This window comes from Klebsiella sp. Lac1 (genome assembly GCF_009825425.1).
Classification (GTDB): Bacteria; Pseudomonadota; Gammaproteobacteria; order Enterobacterales; family Enterobacteriaceae; genus Klebsiella; species Klebsiella electrica.
The window spans coordinates 37,695-52,499 of the sequence record NZ_VJZJ01000001.1 but is presented as its reverse complement, the minus strand read 5'-3'; the positions used below and the strand labels follow the sequence as shown (position 1 = coordinate 52,499).

At 54.3% G+C, this 14,805-nt stretch carries 12 protein-coding genes; 4 read left to right on the top strand and 8 right to left on the bottom strand.

Translation table 11 applies throughout. From position 1 onward, the window contains the following. Positions 1-35: 35 nt before the first annotated feature. The 3 genes from FNY10_RS00215 to FNY10_RS00205 are packed head-to-tail and all read right to left on the bottom strand — an operon-like array spanning position 36 to position 4,156. Positions 36-1,823 (bottom strand): aryl-sulfate sulfotransferase, encoded by a 1,788-nt coding sequence (locus tag FNY10_RS00215; protein WP_141965252.1) that lies wholly within the window; start codon positions 1,821-1,823, stop codon positions 36-38. A gap of 24 nt (positions 1,824-1,847) precedes the next feature. After that, positions 1,848-2,591, bottom strand: a complete 744-nt coding sequence (locus tag FNY10_RS00210; RefSeq protein WP_131049945.1) for an ABC transporter ATP-binding protein — start codon at positions 2,589-2,591, stop codon at positions 1,848-1,850. Continuing rightward, positions 2,588-4,156 (bottom strand): ABC transporter permease, encoded by a 1,569-nt coding sequence (locus FNY10_RS00205; protein WP_131049946.1) that lies wholly within the window; start codon positions 4,154-4,156, stop codon positions 2,588-2,590. Before FNY10_RS00205 ends, FNY10_RS00210 begins: the two co-directional genes overlap by 4 nt. 220 nt (positions 4,157-4,376) lie before the next feature. On the opposite strand from FNY10_RS00205, the gene FNY10_RS00200 reads away from it, so the two are divergent. Further along, on the top strand, positions 4,377-5,441 hold the full coding sequence (locus tag FNY10_RS00200) for an ABC transporter substrate-binding protein (protein WP_141965253.1): 1,065 nt from the start codon (positions 4,377-4,379) through the stop codon (positions 5,439-5,441). On the opposite strand, the gene FNY10_RS00195 is transcribed toward FNY10_RS00200, so the two are convergent. Then, complete coding sequence (locus tag FNY10_RS00195; RefSeq protein ID WP_131049948.1) at positions 5,438-6,382, bottom strand: LysR family transcriptional regulator; 945 nt, start codon at positions 6,380-6,382, stop codon at positions 5,438-5,440. The two genes, FNY10_RS00200 and FNY10_RS00195, sit on opposite strands and share 4 nt — an antisense overlap. A 342-nt stretch (positions 6,383-6,724) precedes the next feature. Here FNY10_RS00195 and FNY10_RS00190 point away from each other — a divergent pair, with 342 nt between their 5' ends. Then, positions 6,725-7,291 carry a C40 family peptidase gene (locus tag FNY10_RS00190; protein WP_131049949.1) on the top strand — a complete coding sequence of 189 codons (567 nt, stop codon included), beginning with the start codon at positions 6,725-6,727 and terminating at the stop codon, positions 7,289-7,291. 86 nt (positions 7,292-7,377) lie between these two features. On the opposite strand, the gene phoE is transcribed toward FNY10_RS00190, so the two are convergent. Continuing rightward, a complete protein-coding gene (gene phoE, locus FNY10_RS00185) occupies positions 7,378-8,433 on the bottom strand; it encodes a phosphoporin PhoE (RefSeq protein WP_131049950.1) in 1,056 nt (351 codons plus the stop codon). Positions 8,434-8,724: 291 nt separating this feature from the next. On the opposite strand from phoE, the gene proB reads away from it, so the two are divergent. Together proB and proA are read left to right on the top strand one after the other, a co-directional pair. Further along, positions 8,725-9,828, top strand: a complete 1,104-nt coding sequence (proB, locus tag FNY10_RS00180) for a glutamate 5-kinase (RefSeq protein ID WP_004858334.1) — start codon at positions 8,725-8,727, stop codon at positions 9,826-9,828. Positions 9,829-9,838: 10 nt separating this feature from the next. Next, positions 9,839-11,092, top strand: a complete 1,254-nt coding sequence (proA, locus tag FNY10_RS00175; protein WP_141965254.1) for a glutamate-5-semialdehyde dehydrogenase — start codon at positions 9,839-9,841, stop codon at positions 11,090-11,092. 49 nt (positions 11,093-11,141) lie between these two features. Here proA and FNY10_RS00170 read toward each other — a convergent pair whose 3' ends face one another. The 3 genes from FNY10_RS00170 to FNY10_RS00160 are packed head-to-tail and all read right to left on the bottom strand — an operon-like array spanning position 11,142 to position 14,495. After that, the gene (locus FNY10_RS00170) at positions 11,142-13,172 is read right to left on the bottom strand and encodes a hypothetical protein (RefSeq protein ID WP_227699339.1); all 2,031 of its coding nucleotides are present in this window, start codon (positions 13,170-13,172) and stop codon (positions 11,142-11,144) included. Further along, positions 13,162-14,121: a glycosyltransferase family 2 protein gene (locus FNY10_RS00165; protein ID WP_100686554.1), complete on the bottom strand. Its 960-nt coding sequence runs from the start codon at positions 14,119-14,121 to the stop codon at positions 13,162-13,164. The genes FNY10_RS00170 and FNY10_RS00165 overlap by 11 nt, the downstream gene beginning before the upstream one ends. Then, positions 14,121-14,495: a GtrA family protein gene (locus FNY10_RS00160; protein WP_227521340.1), complete on the bottom strand. Its 375-nt coding sequence runs from the start codon at positions 14,493-14,495 to the stop codon at positions 14,121-14,123. Before FNY10_RS00160 ends, FNY10_RS00165 begins: the two co-directional genes overlap by 1 nt. Positions 14,496-14,805 lie beyond the last annotated feature (310 nt).

Below are 14,805 nucleotides of genomic sequence, written 5' to 3'. Positions count from 1 at the left end.
CACCGGATGCGGCTCACTGCCCTTTCCAGACCGGATTACAGCGCCGCGCTCTGTAGCCAGTCCAGCAGGCTTTCCACGGAAAGATCCGCCGGGGCCCGCGCCGTCGGTTGACCCGATTTCACCACCAGCAGCGCAGGTAAACCACGGACCCCCAGCGCTGTCGCCAGTTCCTGGTGGCGATCGGCATCCAGATAGCGCGTCTCCAGCGTCGCCAGGTGACTGGCGACGCTCGTCTGACGCAGCAGTTGCCACAGCTTACGGCAGTGCACGCAACGTTCGGCGCCGACGAACAGCAGCAGTGTAGACGCGCTATGTAATTCGCTTTCCGCGCTCAGCGGGGTGAACCGGCTCTCCGCCACGCGGAACAGTTTCGGGCTGCGACGCAGAGTATCGTTATCGGTCGCCACGCACAGCGCATCGGCGCTTTTACTGTAGGGTTGCACGCCGGCAACGCGCACCACGCTCTGCGCCGGGCCTGCCGCGGCGGCGCCGGGCTGGCGCAACGTGCGCACGTCAACCGCCGCAATCGGGACTTCGGACGGCTGCGTCAGCTGCGGGATCCAGGCATACGGAATACGGTAGGCGCGGTAAACCATATTGTTATTCAACGTCTTGCCCCAGAATGGCGAAATATACTCCCAGACAATTTCATGGTCGCGGGTCACTTCAAAAATGCGGCCGTTGGAACCTTCGTTGATGAGGGTATTGCCGTTTTCCAGGCGCTGCATATTGCTGATATACGGGCTATAGAACCGATATGAGTCGGTTGGCTGCGGTAGATCCGCCTCATACGGCGAGTAGCGCCATTCGATATCGAGCGTCAGCGGGTTGATCTCAAGGATCCGCGAATAGTCGCGCCAGGCATTTTTCACCCCGTCCGCCGATGCCGGATTGGGGGCGCCGTACCCGGCCCAGCCGCCGTTATCGAAGATCAGAATATTGCCCGCCCCCGGTAATCCCTGGGGGATCATATGCGCATGGTGTTGGCCGATAATCCAGCCCAGATGCTTCAGCTGCGGTGTGCTGTAGTCCGGGCCAAGCTGCCAGACGATCTTGCCGCTCTGTTTATCGATAATGGCGATAATGTTAGATTCACGCGCGTCCCAGATAATGTTGTCAGGATGAAAACGCGAATCGCCGGCGTCATACCATTTGTTCGGCCCCAGCGCCGACATGGAGTTGATGTGCATCCAGTCACCCATCCCGCCGCCGCTGGCGCGCATGTTGGGGTTATTGTGCAGCGCCGCGCGCGCCGCATCGTCAAAACCCAGCTCGTGAAAATGATCGCTGCAGCGCCATTCCCACACCACATTGCCCTGCCAGTCGACTTCAATGATGGTGTCATCGAGCAGCAGCTTGTCGGAAATCGCTTCGTTCACCAGGTTGGTGTGGGCCAGAATTAAGGTGTTACCGCCGTCAACCTGCGGCTCCAGCCCCGGCGCGTAATAGCCCACCGGATTCCCGGCGCGCTGATAATCATGGTGCGCGCGCGCCATCCAGCGCGGCGCATGACCCGGGTCGCTCACCTGTTCATAGCGGTCAAATTTCCAGGTGATATTGCCTTCCCAGTCCACCTGAATCAGGTCGAGCATATCCTGCATGCCGTAGCGGGGATCACGTTCGCCGCTGTGGCCCAGAATCGTCCCGCCGGGCAGGATCTTGTTCGGAAAACCGTGCAGCTCGGGCCATTCGCGGACTACGTTGCCATTCATATCGACCAGAATCGCCCCGCGTTCGGTGGCCTGAAAAACGGTATAGCCGCTCCATGCGCGCTGCGGATCGTAAAGCGTAGCGCCGGTCGGGTAGACGGAAGGATGTCCCATATTGTCACTCCTTAAATAGTCAAATCAGGCACAAGTAATCAAGGTACGAATCTGGCGGCAGGCGGCGGAAAACGACTCATCATCGCGCTGTCGCGGGTGGGGGAGCGCCAGCGTCACCACCTCACGTATCCGTCCAGGACGAGGAGACAACACCACTACTCTGTCGGCCAGCGCCACCGCCTCTTCCACATCGTGGGTCACCAGCAGCGTGGTGGTCCCCGTGCTGCGATGAATATGCAGCAGTTCCTGCTGCAGGGTATGGCGCGTCAGGGCATCCAGCGCGCCGAAAGGCTCATCAAGCATCAGAATTTGCGGCCGGGCGATCAGTCCACGGGCAATCGCCACCCGCTGGGCCATCCCGCCGGAAAGCCGGGCGGGCAGCGTATGGGCGAACTCCTGTAGCTGTACGCGCTCCAGCATCGCCAGCGCGCGCTGGCGCTTCATCCCGCGACTCAGCTTTTCATCCGCGAGGCCCAGCATCACGTTGTCGATCACCGTCAGCCATGGAAACAGCCGCGGCTCCTGAAAGACGATGCCGCGCTCTTTGCCCACGCCGCGTACCGGCTCGCCGTTGATGCGAATTTCCCCCTGCGTCACCGGCTCAAGGCCAATCAACATCCGCAGCAGCGTAGATTTGCCGCAGCCGCTGCTGCCAACCAGCACCACCAACTCGCCGGCGGCGATATCGAGGCTGAAGTTTTGGAGTGCCGTCACCTGTTGCCAGGATTTACGCACGTGGCGAAAAGAGACCAGGGTCGAGACAGTCATCGTTGCTCCTGTTGGCGCCAGCGGGTGACGCGAGATTCCAGTAAACGTCCGGCTTTATCCAGCACCGCGCCGGTGATACCAATCAGCACCATGCCGCAGAGAATGGTCGGCATATCCAGCAACTGCTGGGCATTGATCATCAGACTGCCGATACCGGTCCCGGAGGACATGAAATATTCCGCGCCGATGTTGCCCAGCCACGCATAAATCAACGCCAGGCGCAGACCGGCAAATATACCCGGCGCCGCCCCCGGTAAAATCAGCGCCCGCAGGCGAGTCAGCGGGCCAAAACTCAGCACCTTCGCCACTTCATCGAGCTGCGGATCGCGCTGGCTGACGGCCTGCAAGGTGCTGAAAAACATCGGGAAGAAAGAAGCCAGGGCGATAAACACGATTTTGCCGCCGTTATCATTACCCACCCACGCCGTCAGCAGCGGCAGCCAGGCAAAAAGCGCGATATGGCGCAGAATGTTCAGCGTCGGAGTCAATATCTGCCCGGCGCGTGGACGCAGGGCCAGCAGCAAACCGCACAGCAGCCCGATAGCAATCCCCAGCGTACCGCCGGCAAAGGCCCGCCCCAGACTGGCCAGCATCGCGGCGGGCAGTTCCCCGCTGACCGCTCCGGCCATAAAGCGCTGCGCCACCGCCAGCGGCGAAGAGAACAATGTGCCGTCGATCCAGCCCCGATGGCTGGCCAACTGCCACAGCACCAGCAGGATCAGCGGCAACTGGCATGCATGCCAGCTGGCCTGCGGCTTCCAGGCCAGCCGCCCGGCAGCGGCCTGCGGCCAGAAGACCAGCCGGGCATAGACCCGGTTGGCCGCCCACTCCATCAACAACCCACTTAGCCCCACCACCGCGATGGTGACGAAGACGATATCCAGCTGAAACAGCTGGCGACCCCAGACCATCAGGTAGCCGATCCCTTCCGACGAGGCCAGCAGCTCGACAACGATCAGCGACACCCAGGCCTGAGATAACGCCAGCCGCAGGCCGGTAAACCAGCCCGGCAGGCTCGCGGGGATAACCAGCCAGCGCAGTCGCTGCCAGCGGGAAAAATTCATCACCTGCGCTGCTTCCCCCAGCGCTGGCGAGACGCTGGTGACCGCCATCTGGGTATTGATGGTCATCGGGACAAGAGTGGTTTTGACAATAACCGCCAGCTTCAGGCCGTTATCGATGCCAAACAACACCATAAACAGCGGGATCCAGCCCAGGGTGGGGATCTGCGCCAGGGCATAAAATAGCGGCTCTATCCGCTGGGCCGCGGCCGGTACGAGACCAAACACCGCCCCCAGCAGAGTACCCGCCGCCACACCCAGCAGCAGCCCGACGGCCAGGTGCTGAAGGCTAACCCCCCATTGCGCCAGCAGATCGCCGCTGAGGAGCGACAGCGCGGTCTCGGCGACGACCGCCGGGGCGGGCAGAATTTGCTCCGGCATCCAGCGCTCTGCGGCGGCGATGTGCCACAGCAGCGCGATCAGCGCCGGCAGCAGCAGGGGCCAGCCGTTTAGCCTGATGGCGGGCCAGGTGAACCGGCGTGTTTTCAAGATCATCTGCGACATAGCGGTCCGTTTTGAGTGAAATCATCACCCTATAAAACCGTCCTCATCGTCTGCCGTCATTGCGTTTGTTGAATAATCCCGATGCAACAAATGCATCTCAGCCTGGTGGGCAGGTAGGCTCTGATTTAGCTTATTTTTGCCTTTGCTCTGCGAATAAAAGCATTTAACAGCACGCGGTGAGCCTCTTTAGGGTGAGAAAAAACTCAGGGAGACACGACCAATGATGAAAGCTATTTTTACCCGCACGGCGCTGGCGCTGGTCGCCGTGGTTACGCTACTGGCCAGCGCGCAGGCCGAGAGCCTGCGCACCATTCGCATTGGCGTGCCGGATCAAAGCGCCGGCAGCAAACCGTTTATTGCAGGGCCGGTCGGGATGGCCTTTATCCGTCATCAGCTGGAGGCCGTGTTTAAACCGCAGGGTGTCGAGGTACAGTGGCAGTTTTTTAAGGGTGCCGGTCCGGCGGTGAATGAAGCGCTGGCCAACCGCCAGCTCGATTTTGTCTATCTCGGCGATCTGGCGGCAATTATCGGCAAAGCCAACGGCCTGCCAACCCGCCTGCTGCTGGGCAGCCGCGGCTCGGAATCGTATCTTGCGGTCACCAGAGCATCGGGAATTAAACAGCTGGCGGACCTGAAAGGGAAACGCGTGGCGGTCTATCGCGGTACCGCAGACCAGCTGGCCTTCGATCGCGCCTTGCAAACCGCCGGGCTTAGCGAACGCAATATGCAGGTCATTAATCTGGACTGGAGTGCCGGGAAAGCCGCGCTGGCCGCCGGTCGCGTTGATGCGGTATGGGGCGGCGTCTCACTGCTGGCGCTGCGCGGCGATAAGATTGACGTAGTGGTAAAAAGCGGTGATTCAGGTCGACAAAACACGACCCAGGCGGGTTTTCTCGCAACCCAGGACTTTATTCAGACCTGGCCGCAGGCCACCCAGCAAATTATCGACGTGCTGGTGAAAAACGCGGCGGAAATCAGCGACCCGGCGAATCGCAAGCTCTGGTCGGCAGAGATGGCGCAGCAGAGTCAAATCCCACAGGCGCTGTTCCTTGAGGAGCTGCAGCCACAGGATCTCAACTTCCGCACTTCGCCGCGCATCGACCCCTTCCTGACCGACAGCTTCGGCGGTAGCATTGAGCAGGCCAAAGCGGGCCGCCTTATCCGCAACGCCTTTGCGGTGACGTCGTGGGCAGACGGGCAGTTTGTCGAACGGGCGCTAAAGACCCTGCAGTTGGAAAACCACTGGCCGCAGTACGATAGCAAAGGCCAGGCGAACGCTGGCTAAGCCCCCTCCTCCTGCGCCAGCTGCGGGAGCTGCAGCTGGCGGTCGGTATGCAGGATAATATCGATAAACCTGGCGACCAGCGGCGAAAGCGCGGCATGAACCGGGGAGATCACCGCAAAGCGGGTCTGCATCAGCCGCCACTCTTCCGGAAGGTTGCTGAGCTCCAGTTTCACCAGACGATGGCTGTGCTGGCACAGAGCGAAGCCATCTTCGCTGGCAAAGCTTATCGCCCGAGTGTGCGCCAGCGTCGACAGCAAGGCGTAGACGTGATCGCACTGAATCGCTGGGGTGAAATCCTGCTGCTGGCTGAGGGTCGCCAACACTTTTCGCACTCCCGGAGGCAGATACGGCGCGGCAAAGGGGTAGCGCAGCATCTCCTCAATGGCAACCGGCCCCTTTTGAGCCAGGGGGTGGTCGGCATGGCAGATGAAGAAACAGCGCTGCGGACTGAGAGGCTGTACCCGCAGCTGCGGATCCAGTTCCGCATGCCAGCTGTCGGCCACCACGAAGGGAAACTGCTGGGTCGTCAGCGCGTGATGCAGGGCAAACCAGTTATCGACCTGAAAACGTACCCTCGCCTGCGGTCGACGGCGATGAAACTCGCCGATGGCTGCCGGGATCAGGCGCGTCGCGGGCGCCGGGCCGCAACCGAACGCCACTTCGCCGTTTTCGCTATCGTCCGTTTCCCCAAGCAGGCTGCTCAGCTCAATGTTTAGTTCCTGGAAACGGCGGGCGTAGGGCAGCAGCTTTTGCCCGTGTCGCGTCAGCGTCGGCAGCTTATTCTGCCGGTCGAATAAGGGATGGCCGACGCTCTGCTCCAGCGACTGAATACTGCGGCTGAAGGCCGATTGCGACAGGCATACCGCCTCGGCGGCGCGGTGAAAACTACCGTATTCAACCAAAGCGACAAAATTGCGCAGCTGGCGAAAATCAAGATGCATAAGCTTGCCTCACAGGAACCTTGAGCGGACAAAGTACTGGACGCCGCCCCCGGCGCGCAATGGCCGGATGATGAGGATCTTTCACCTTCTGCGCAGAGAATATGGTCATTAACATCAGATGCGTCTTATTTATGCGATCGTGAAATAGTGTTTCATAGTGAAAAAATTTATTAACAAACACCCCCACTTTTTTCTCTTATATTTAACTGCGCAAATGAAGAGTGTGAAGTAACAGATTTACTCTACGTAAGGTTTCGTAAATTTTTTAGTGAACCATTCTGCCAATATGGCGGATACGCTATAAATACCCACGGCCCATTCTCCTTTACGAAAAATAACGATATGACGCCTAAACTTGCTCACGCTTTATTATTGATGCCGTTTTTGATTCTGGCAGGATGCTCATCTTCATCTAAACATCCGTCAAAAACCGCCGCCGGAGATCAATATGCGCCGATCGATAGCGGATCTGACGATTTGATTCCTGTGGTTGCCGCCCTTCACGATCAAATGCACACCTGGCACGGCACCCCCTATGAATGGGGCGGGACCGAGCAAAGCGGCGTCGACTGTTCCGGCTTCGTCTGGCGAACGCTCAAGGACCGCTTCAATTTGCCCATGGATCGCGTAACGACGGGCGATCTCCTGCATATGGGCATTCGCGTCAGCAGGCAGCAGCTCCGTCCGGGGGACCTGGTCTTCTTCCGGATTCATGGCGGGATGCACGTAGGTTTCTATGACACCGAGCACAGCTTCCTGCACGCCTCCAGCAGCCAGGGCGTTATGCGTTCTTCGCTGGACAACCCTTACTGGGATTCGGTGTTCTACCAGGCGCGTCGCCTGCCGAAAGAATATAACGCGCAGATCACCATGAATAATGACAACCTGCACGTCGCTAAAAATCACTGATTGCACATAAAAAAGCCGCGGCGCCAGGCGCCGCGGCTTTTTTGATCCTTCCCTGTATCGTTTACGCCGTCCTGGCGTCAGCCTAATCAGAACTGATAAGTCATACCCACAGCCACGATGTCATCATCGTTGATGCCGAGTTTATTATCGCTCTTCAGCTGGTTGATTTTATAATCAACGAAGGCGTTCATGTTTTTGTTGAAGTAATAGGTCATGCCAACATCGATATAGTTGACCAGATCTTCGTTACCCACACCTTCGATATCTTTGCCTTTTGACAGCACATAGCCCAGGGACGGACGCAGACCGAAGTCGAACTGGTACTGAGCAACCGCTTCAAAGTTCTGTGCCTTGTTAGCAAAACCGCCGCTGATTGGGGTCATGTTGCGGGTTTCAGAATACATGGTCGCCAGGTAGATATTGTTGGCGTCATATTTCAGACCGGTTGCCCAGGCTTCTGCTTTTTTACCCACGCCGCGGGACAGCAGGTTCTGCGCATTCGTGCGGTCAGAGTTGGTATACGCCGCGCTGACGGCGAAGTCGCTGCCACCGAAGTCATAGCTTAAAGAGGTACCAAAACCGTCACCGTTTTGTTTCTTAGCGTCACGGCCGCCTTCGTTTTTACCCTGATACTGCAGGGTCATATCCAGGCCATCAACCGCACCGAAGAAATCGGTGTTACGGTAGGTCGCCAGACCATTGGCACGCTTGGTCATGAAGTTATCGGTCTGCGCGGAAGAGTCGCCGCCGAATTCCGGGAACATATCGGTCCAGGCTTCAACGTCATACAGGGCACCGAGGTTACGACCGTAATCGAAAGAACCGAAGTTTTTCAATTTCAGACCAGCAAACGCCAGACGGGTTTTCTGGGTGGAGTCGCTTTCCGTTTTGTTGCCGGAGAATTCGGATTCCCAACGACCGTAGCCGGTCAGTTGGTCGTTAATCTGCGTTTCGCCTTTGATGCCGAAACGTACATAGGTCTGGTCGCCATCTTTGCTGTCATAGTCGCTGAAGTAGTGCATCGCTCTGACTTTGCCGTACACGTCCAGTTTGTTGCCATTTTTATTATAAACTTCTGCTGCCTGTGTAGCTGAAGAAGCAACAACACCCATCATCAGTAATGCCAGTGAGCTCTTTTTCATTATTCAGTCCTGGTGATTTATTTATACGCGCTAATCAATTCCGGGCGAAGGCCCCGTGAAAAACAGGAGGTTTTTTAACGCTCAGATATTAAAGTTTTATGACAATATGGAACTTTTTATAAAAAAGAGTATTTAGATGTTTCTGTCATAAAATTGTCATCACACTCCTCCATAATGACCGATTTCGCGCAATAAAGTGGCCCTCCCAATACGCCAGGTGTTGGCAAGCGGCCTGAGTCCTGTTACAACATCAGCTCGATATCGATATTCCTTTTTGAACGGCAGAGAATCATGAGTGATAGCCAGACGCTGGTGGTAAAACTGGGCACCAGTGTTTTAACGGGCGGATCCCGTCGCCTGAACCGCGCCCATATCGTCGAATTAGTGCGTCAATGCGCACAGCTGCACGCCATGGGCCACCGAATTGTCATTGTGACCTCCGGGGCCATTGCCGCCGGGCGTGAGCACCTCGGCTACCCGGAACTGCCCGCGACCATTGCGTCGAAACAGCTTCTGGCTGCGGTGGGACAGAGCCGTCTGATCCAGCTGTGGGAACAGCTGTTTTCCATTTATGGTATTCACGTTGGCCAGATGCTGCTGACTCGTGCGGATATGGAAGACCGCGAGCGTTTCCTCAACGCCCGCGATACCCTGCGCGCGCTGCTGGATAACAACATCGTGCCGGTCATTAACGAAAATGACGCCGTGGCGACCGCCGAGATTAAAGTTGGCGATAACGACAACCTCTCCGCGCTGGCGGCGATCCTTGCCGGCGCCGATAAGCTGCTGCTGCTGACCGACCAGCCGGGTCTGTTCACCGCCGATCCGCGTAATAACCCGCAGGCTGAGCTGATCAAAGATGTCTATGGCATTGATGACGCCCTGCGCGCCATCGCTGGCGATAGCGTTTCCGGCCTGGGCACCGGCGGTATGGGAACCAAGCTGCAGGCCGCCGATGTCGCCTGCCGTGCAGGTATCGACACCATTATTGCCGCCGGCAACCGTCCCGGCGTGATTGCCGATGTGATGGAGAGCGTATCGGTCGGTACCCGTTTCCACGCCCAGGAATCGCCGCTGGAGAACCGCAAACGCTGGATCTTCGGCGCCCCGCCGGCGGGTGAAATCAGCGTGGATGCCGGCGCCACCCAGGCGATTCTGGAACGCGGCAGTTCACTGCTGCCAAAAGGCATCAAAACCGTCACGGGTAACTTTTCCCGCGGTGAAGTTATTCGCATCCGCAATAGCGAAGGACGCGATATTGCCCACGGCGTCAGCCGCTACAACAGCGATGCGCTGCGCCTGATTGCTGGCCAGCACTCGCAGCAGATTGATGCCATTCTGGGCTACGAATACGGCCCGGTTGCCGTCCATCGTGACGATATGATTATCCGTTAAGGAGCTGAAAATGCTGGAACAAATGGGCATTGCTGCCAAGGCGGCCTCTTACCAACTCGCGCAACTCTCCAGCCGTGAAAAGAATCAGGTGCTGGAAAAGATCGCCGATTATCTCGAAGCGCAGAGTGAAGAAATTCTGCGCGCAAACGCCGACGACCTGACGGAAGCGCGCGCCAATGGCCTGAGCGAGGCGCTGCTTGACCGCCTGGCGCTGAACCCGGCGCGTTTGAATGGCATTGCAAACGACGTGCGCCAGGTATGTAATCTGGCCGATCCGGTCGGCCAGGTGATCGACGGCGGTCTGCTTGACAGCGGCCTGCGCATCGAACGCCGCCGCGTGCCGCTGGGCGTGGTGGGGGTGATTTATGAAGCCCGCCCTAACGTCACTGTCGATGTTGCTTCCCTGTGCCTGAAAACCGGCAATGCCGCGATTTTGCGCGGGGGAAAAGAGACCTGGCGCACCAATGCCGCCACGGTGAGAGTGATTCAGCGGGCGCTGGAGGAGTGCGGGCTGCCGGCCGCAACGGTCCAGGCGATTGAGAACCCGGATCGCGCGCTGGTTGGCGAGATGCTGAAGATGGATAAGTACATCGATATGCTGATCCCACGCGGCGGCGCCGGTCTGCACAAGCTGTGCCGCGAGCAGTCCACGATTCCGGTGATCACCGGCGGGATTGGCGTGTGTCATATCTATATTGATGATTCCGCCGACATTGCTGAAGCGCTGAAGATCATCGTCAATGCCAAAGTTCAACGCCCAAGCGCCTGTAACTCGGTAGAAACCTTACTGGTGAATCAGCATATTGCCGACCGTTTCCTGCCAGCCCTGAGCACACAGATGGCGGAAAGCGGCGTAACGCTGCATGCTGACGCCGCCACCCTGCCGGTATTGCATGACGGCCCGGCAAGCGTCGAGCCGGTGAAGGCGGAACAGTACAACGATGAGTATCTGTCGCTGGATCTGAATGTCAAAGTGGTTGCCGGCCTCGACGAGGCCATCGCGCATATCCGCGAGCACGGTACCCAGCATTCTGATGCCATCCTGACCCGTACGCTGAGCAATGCCAACCGCTTTATCAACGAAGTGGATTCTTCAGCGGTCTATATTAACGCCTCTACCCGCTTTACCGACGGCGGCCAGTTCGGCCTCGGCGCAGAAGTGGCGGTCAGCACCCAGAAGCTGCACGCGCGCGGCCCGATGGGCCTGGAAGCGTTAACGACCTATAAATGGATTGGTTTCGGCGACGATACGATTCGTGCTTAAGTCAAATCGACAGCAGCAGTGAAATGGGGGCGATTGCCCCCATTTTTATTTACTGGCTAATCTCCAGGCCATCGCAGGCAGAAGAGCCATTGTTATCAATAATCAGGGTAATATCTTTGTTGTGAAAATCACGCATATCGACAACCTCGCTCTCCGCCGTGGCAATATGCTTTTCTACACGCTGCGTTGCATCCTCGATGATCACCTTCACCCCATCGGTTTTCCCGCAGTTTTTATTGACGGAAGTAATACGTAACGTGTCATATTCCCCGACAAACATCCTGACAACAGTCGGCGTCGTTGCGCCCGGATGGGCGTAGATTCGCCCTTCACGATACATACTAAACTGACCCCAGGTGTCGCCTTTCTGTACCGCCGCGCTCAGATAACTCTCCGTTAGATTATTTTCATATTCCGCTTTCCATGAAGGATAGGAGCGGGCAAATTCATCAATCATGCTTCGATATTCATCGATCGTATACGGTCTTGTTTTTTCATAGACGTATGCCTGAACACCGCCACTGAGTATAAAGGGCTGGCTCACTCTTATATAAGCAGCACCGATCCCCTTGCCTTCCAGGATAAGGTTATTTGGCAGAGAGATAACCTGCTGCCCATGAATATCAAGGTGCGTTTGTGTGGGGTCGGTCACAATAGCATAACGAGAACTAAAGGCTTCAATCGTCAGTTTATCACGCAAGTCTACCTGTGAGACATTGGCGATATGACTGACAAATGATGCCGGTGAAATAGCTGCAAACAGATCATTATTCAGCGAACCGCTGGAGGCAAAAACAGCTACCTTATCATCCGCACCGACACGCGCACTCATAAAGGCAATAAGCTCATGATAATGGTCAAAGTTTTCTAATCTGAGCGGATATTCTTTACCGGGAAGATAGCGGCTGACCCATTCCGGTTTACCAAATGGTTTTGAATAGGTGCTAATGAAGACCGCAGCCGTCAATAATGCGAATGCGATGGTAAGCGTTGTCGCCAGCCCTTTTTTTAACTTATCAAAGAATAGCTTTAAAGCCGAAAGCACAAGTATCGCCAACCAAAAACAGAGCGGCATCCCATGCTGCATCCCGGGCGTCTGTGTTCGGGTAAATATAATATAGGTGATGATAAAGTTAGCCAGTGCAAAAGCACAAAGAACTTTAAGTCGGGAACTGGAACCGAAGAAGATATAGGCCACACCCAGAAAAATCAATGGCAGCAGATATAACCCTGCGTAGTTAAGGGTTATGAGTAACGTTGCCTCTTCAGTCGCTTTGTATGCTGAATAAATATCAGAATAGTTGGTCGTCAGTATTCTTTTCGCCAGTTCAAACTGAAAGAGACAGACTGCAAAAATAACCACCACCGCAGAAATGGTAAAGAAAGCAAAGTATTTAAATATTCTTTCTTTACTAAACCTCGCCTTCCCACCAAACAAAAAAGTATTCAGAAAAGGTAAAGTGATAAACAATGAAACCACGCTATATGCATACCACCGCCGGAAAGCAAAGGGCAGCCACAGCAACACCCCCACGGCGATTGCAAGCAATACAAAACGGTATCCGCGATAATTTAAGATATTAACTTTGAACAGAATCAAGCAGCACAGCGATAATGGAATCATTCCTATAATATCAGGATAGCCGCGTAATGTTGGTGTGATAAAAGGAATAAAGCTTGCCAGAAAAACAAAGACATACGGCTGATATTTTTTATCCACACCTGCAGCAACCGCGAACAAACGCATGGCAATATAAGCAAATGGCAACAGATAAAGAATATACACACCCAATATGTAAGCTTCCCGGTTTCCTATCGGCAGATAGTTAAACGGGATCAGCGCAATTATTGGCAATGAGTTGTAATCTGTTGAATAGACTGAATATTTTATATTACCAAGCCATTGGCTAAATGAATCATGCAATAACCCAGTATATTCATTCCATACTACCCAGTAAAATCGGGAATCCCACGTATAAGCCTGATTTTCACTTGCCACAAACGAATAGCAAAGTGCTGATAATATGGCCACAGAAGCCACATACAGTATTCCCCTGATAATTTTTTCGCTATTCATCATCAACCTTCTGCTGCGTTGTTTTTTCGATAAAATATTTAGGCCGACGTTTGGCCTCCATATAAATTTTACCTACATATTCACCTATAATACCTAACGATAGCATCTGCACTCCGCCGAGGAAGAAAATTGCGATCATGACTGAAGTCCAACCTTCAACGGTATTTCCAGTGAATTTTTCGAACAGTGCGTAAATTGCTGCCAAAACCGAAATAACACTGATCGCAAACCCTGAGACAGCGATAATTCTTAATGGCGTAATGGTCAGCGAAGTAATACCCTCAATGGCCAGAGCAAGCATTTTTTTCAATGGATACTTCGACTCGCCGGCCAGACGCACTGTTCTCGAATATGCTACCTGAGTGGCACGATAACCAATCAGCGGCACCAACCCACGTAAATATAAATTTTGCTCTTTAAAGCTCAGCAGCGCCTTTTTAGCACGATCGCTTAACAATCTGAAATCAGCATGCTGAGGAATCTGTTGCACTCCCATCCATTTCATGAAGCTATAAAAGAGGCCTGCGGTTTTTCTTTTAAATGGGGAATCTGAAGTCCGATCGTTACGTACGCCATATACGATCTCATTTCCATTGAGATATTCTTTAACCATTAATGCAATAACGGAAGTATCATCCTGAAGATCCGCATCAATGCTCACGGTAATATCAGATTCGGCGGCTTCAAGACCCGCAACCAGGGCAACCTGATGACCACGGTTTCTTGAAAGCTTAACCCCTTTAACCATGGAGTAATCTCTCGATGATTGAGCAATCAACTGCCACGTTGCATCACGACTACCATCATCAACAAATAAAATATAGCTATCTGCCGAAATCAGTGCCGCCGAGACTAACTGTGTAAGAACCGCTTGTAATTCAGATAAGCAGTAACTAAATACCTCTTCTTCATTGTAACATGGTACAACAATAGCCAACTTTGGTTTTTTCATTATTTCATCACCCAGAGTTTATTAATTAAAAAACCAGCAATTGTGTAAACGATCATGCCACATAACTGAGATATATAAATCAAATCAGGAAATATCAATAAAAATATTTTGATCGTTATAATATTTGCTACCCAGCACATAGCACAAGATGCCAGAAATTTTATAAACCGTTTGCCGGTCAGCGCTATTGAAAACGTAAACAACGAATTAACGACAAAGCTAAAAAGAATACCGACTACATATCCCATGGCATTTGATATATATACCCCAACTCCGGCAGACATTAATAAGAATATCACCACCGCAGTTATTGCTGTATTCAACAACCCCACCATTACGTATTTCAACGCGGGATTAGAAAGTATTCTTTTCACTGCATCATCCTGTTATTAGCCGCTACTAATTTTATCATTCAGGGGAAAGCTGACAACTACTAAGGTTAGCCAATGTCCTTGAATGGCATGCAGTTAGCATTTTTGCAAATCCTGTGAGCTGCGGCGACGGTATTCAAAAAACACACGGCTTCAGAGCGGCCAACACCCTCAGTGACCTGGACCCGGTCAACGATCGTCGTGGAAGTGGGACAATTTTCTGCTTAACGCCGTGCAAGTGCTGGAAAAATAGCCATTCAATACAAGAGGGCATTGACGCCCCCTCGACTTAGTTTTAACCTTCTACCCCGTG

Bases quoted from the DNA above. Each gene is read 5' to 3' on its own strand.
- proA (WP_141965254.1), top strand. From the start codon at position 9,839: ATGCTGGAACAAATGGGCATTGCTGCCAAGGCGGCCTCTTACCAACTC.
- proB (WP_004858334.1), top strand. From the start codon at position 8,725: ATGAGTGATAGCCAGACGCTGGTGGTAAAACTGGGCACCAGTGTTTTA.
- FNY10_RS00195 (WP_131049948.1), bottom strand. From the start codon at position 6,382: ATGCATCTTGATTTTCGCCAGCTGCGCAATTTTGTCGCTTTGGTTGAA.
- FNY10_RS00210 (WP_131049945.1), bottom strand. From the start codon at position 2,591: ATGACTGTCTCGACCCTGGTCTCTTTTCGCCACGTGCGTAAATCCTGG.
- FNY10_RS00170 (WP_227699339.1), bottom strand. From the start codon at position 13,172: ATGATGAATAGCGAAAAAATTATCAGGGGAATACTGTATGTGGCTTCT.
- FNY10_RS00190 (WP_131049949.1), top strand. From the start codon at position 6,725: ATGACGCCTAAACTTGCTCACGCTTTATTATTGATGCCGTTTTTGATT.
- phoE (WP_131049950.1), bottom strand. From the start codon at position 8,433: ATGAAAAAGAGCTCACTGGCATTACTGATGATGGGTGTTGTTGCTTCT.
- FNY10_RS00200 (WP_141965253.1), top strand. From the start codon at position 4,377: ATGATGAAAGCTATTTTTACCCGCACGGCGCTGGCGCTGGTCGCCGTG.
- FNY10_RS00165 (WP_100686554.1), bottom strand. From the start codon at position 14,121: ATGAAAAAACCAAAGTTGGCTATTGTTGTACCATGTTACAATGAAGAA.
- FNY10_RS00205 (WP_131049946.1), bottom strand. From the start codon at position 4,156: ATGTCGCAGATGATCTTGAAAACACGCCGGTTCACCTGGCCCGCCATC.
- FNY10_RS00215 (WP_141965252.1), bottom strand. From the start codon at position 1,823: ATGGGACATCCTTCCGTCTACCCGACCGGCGCTACGCTTTACGATCCG.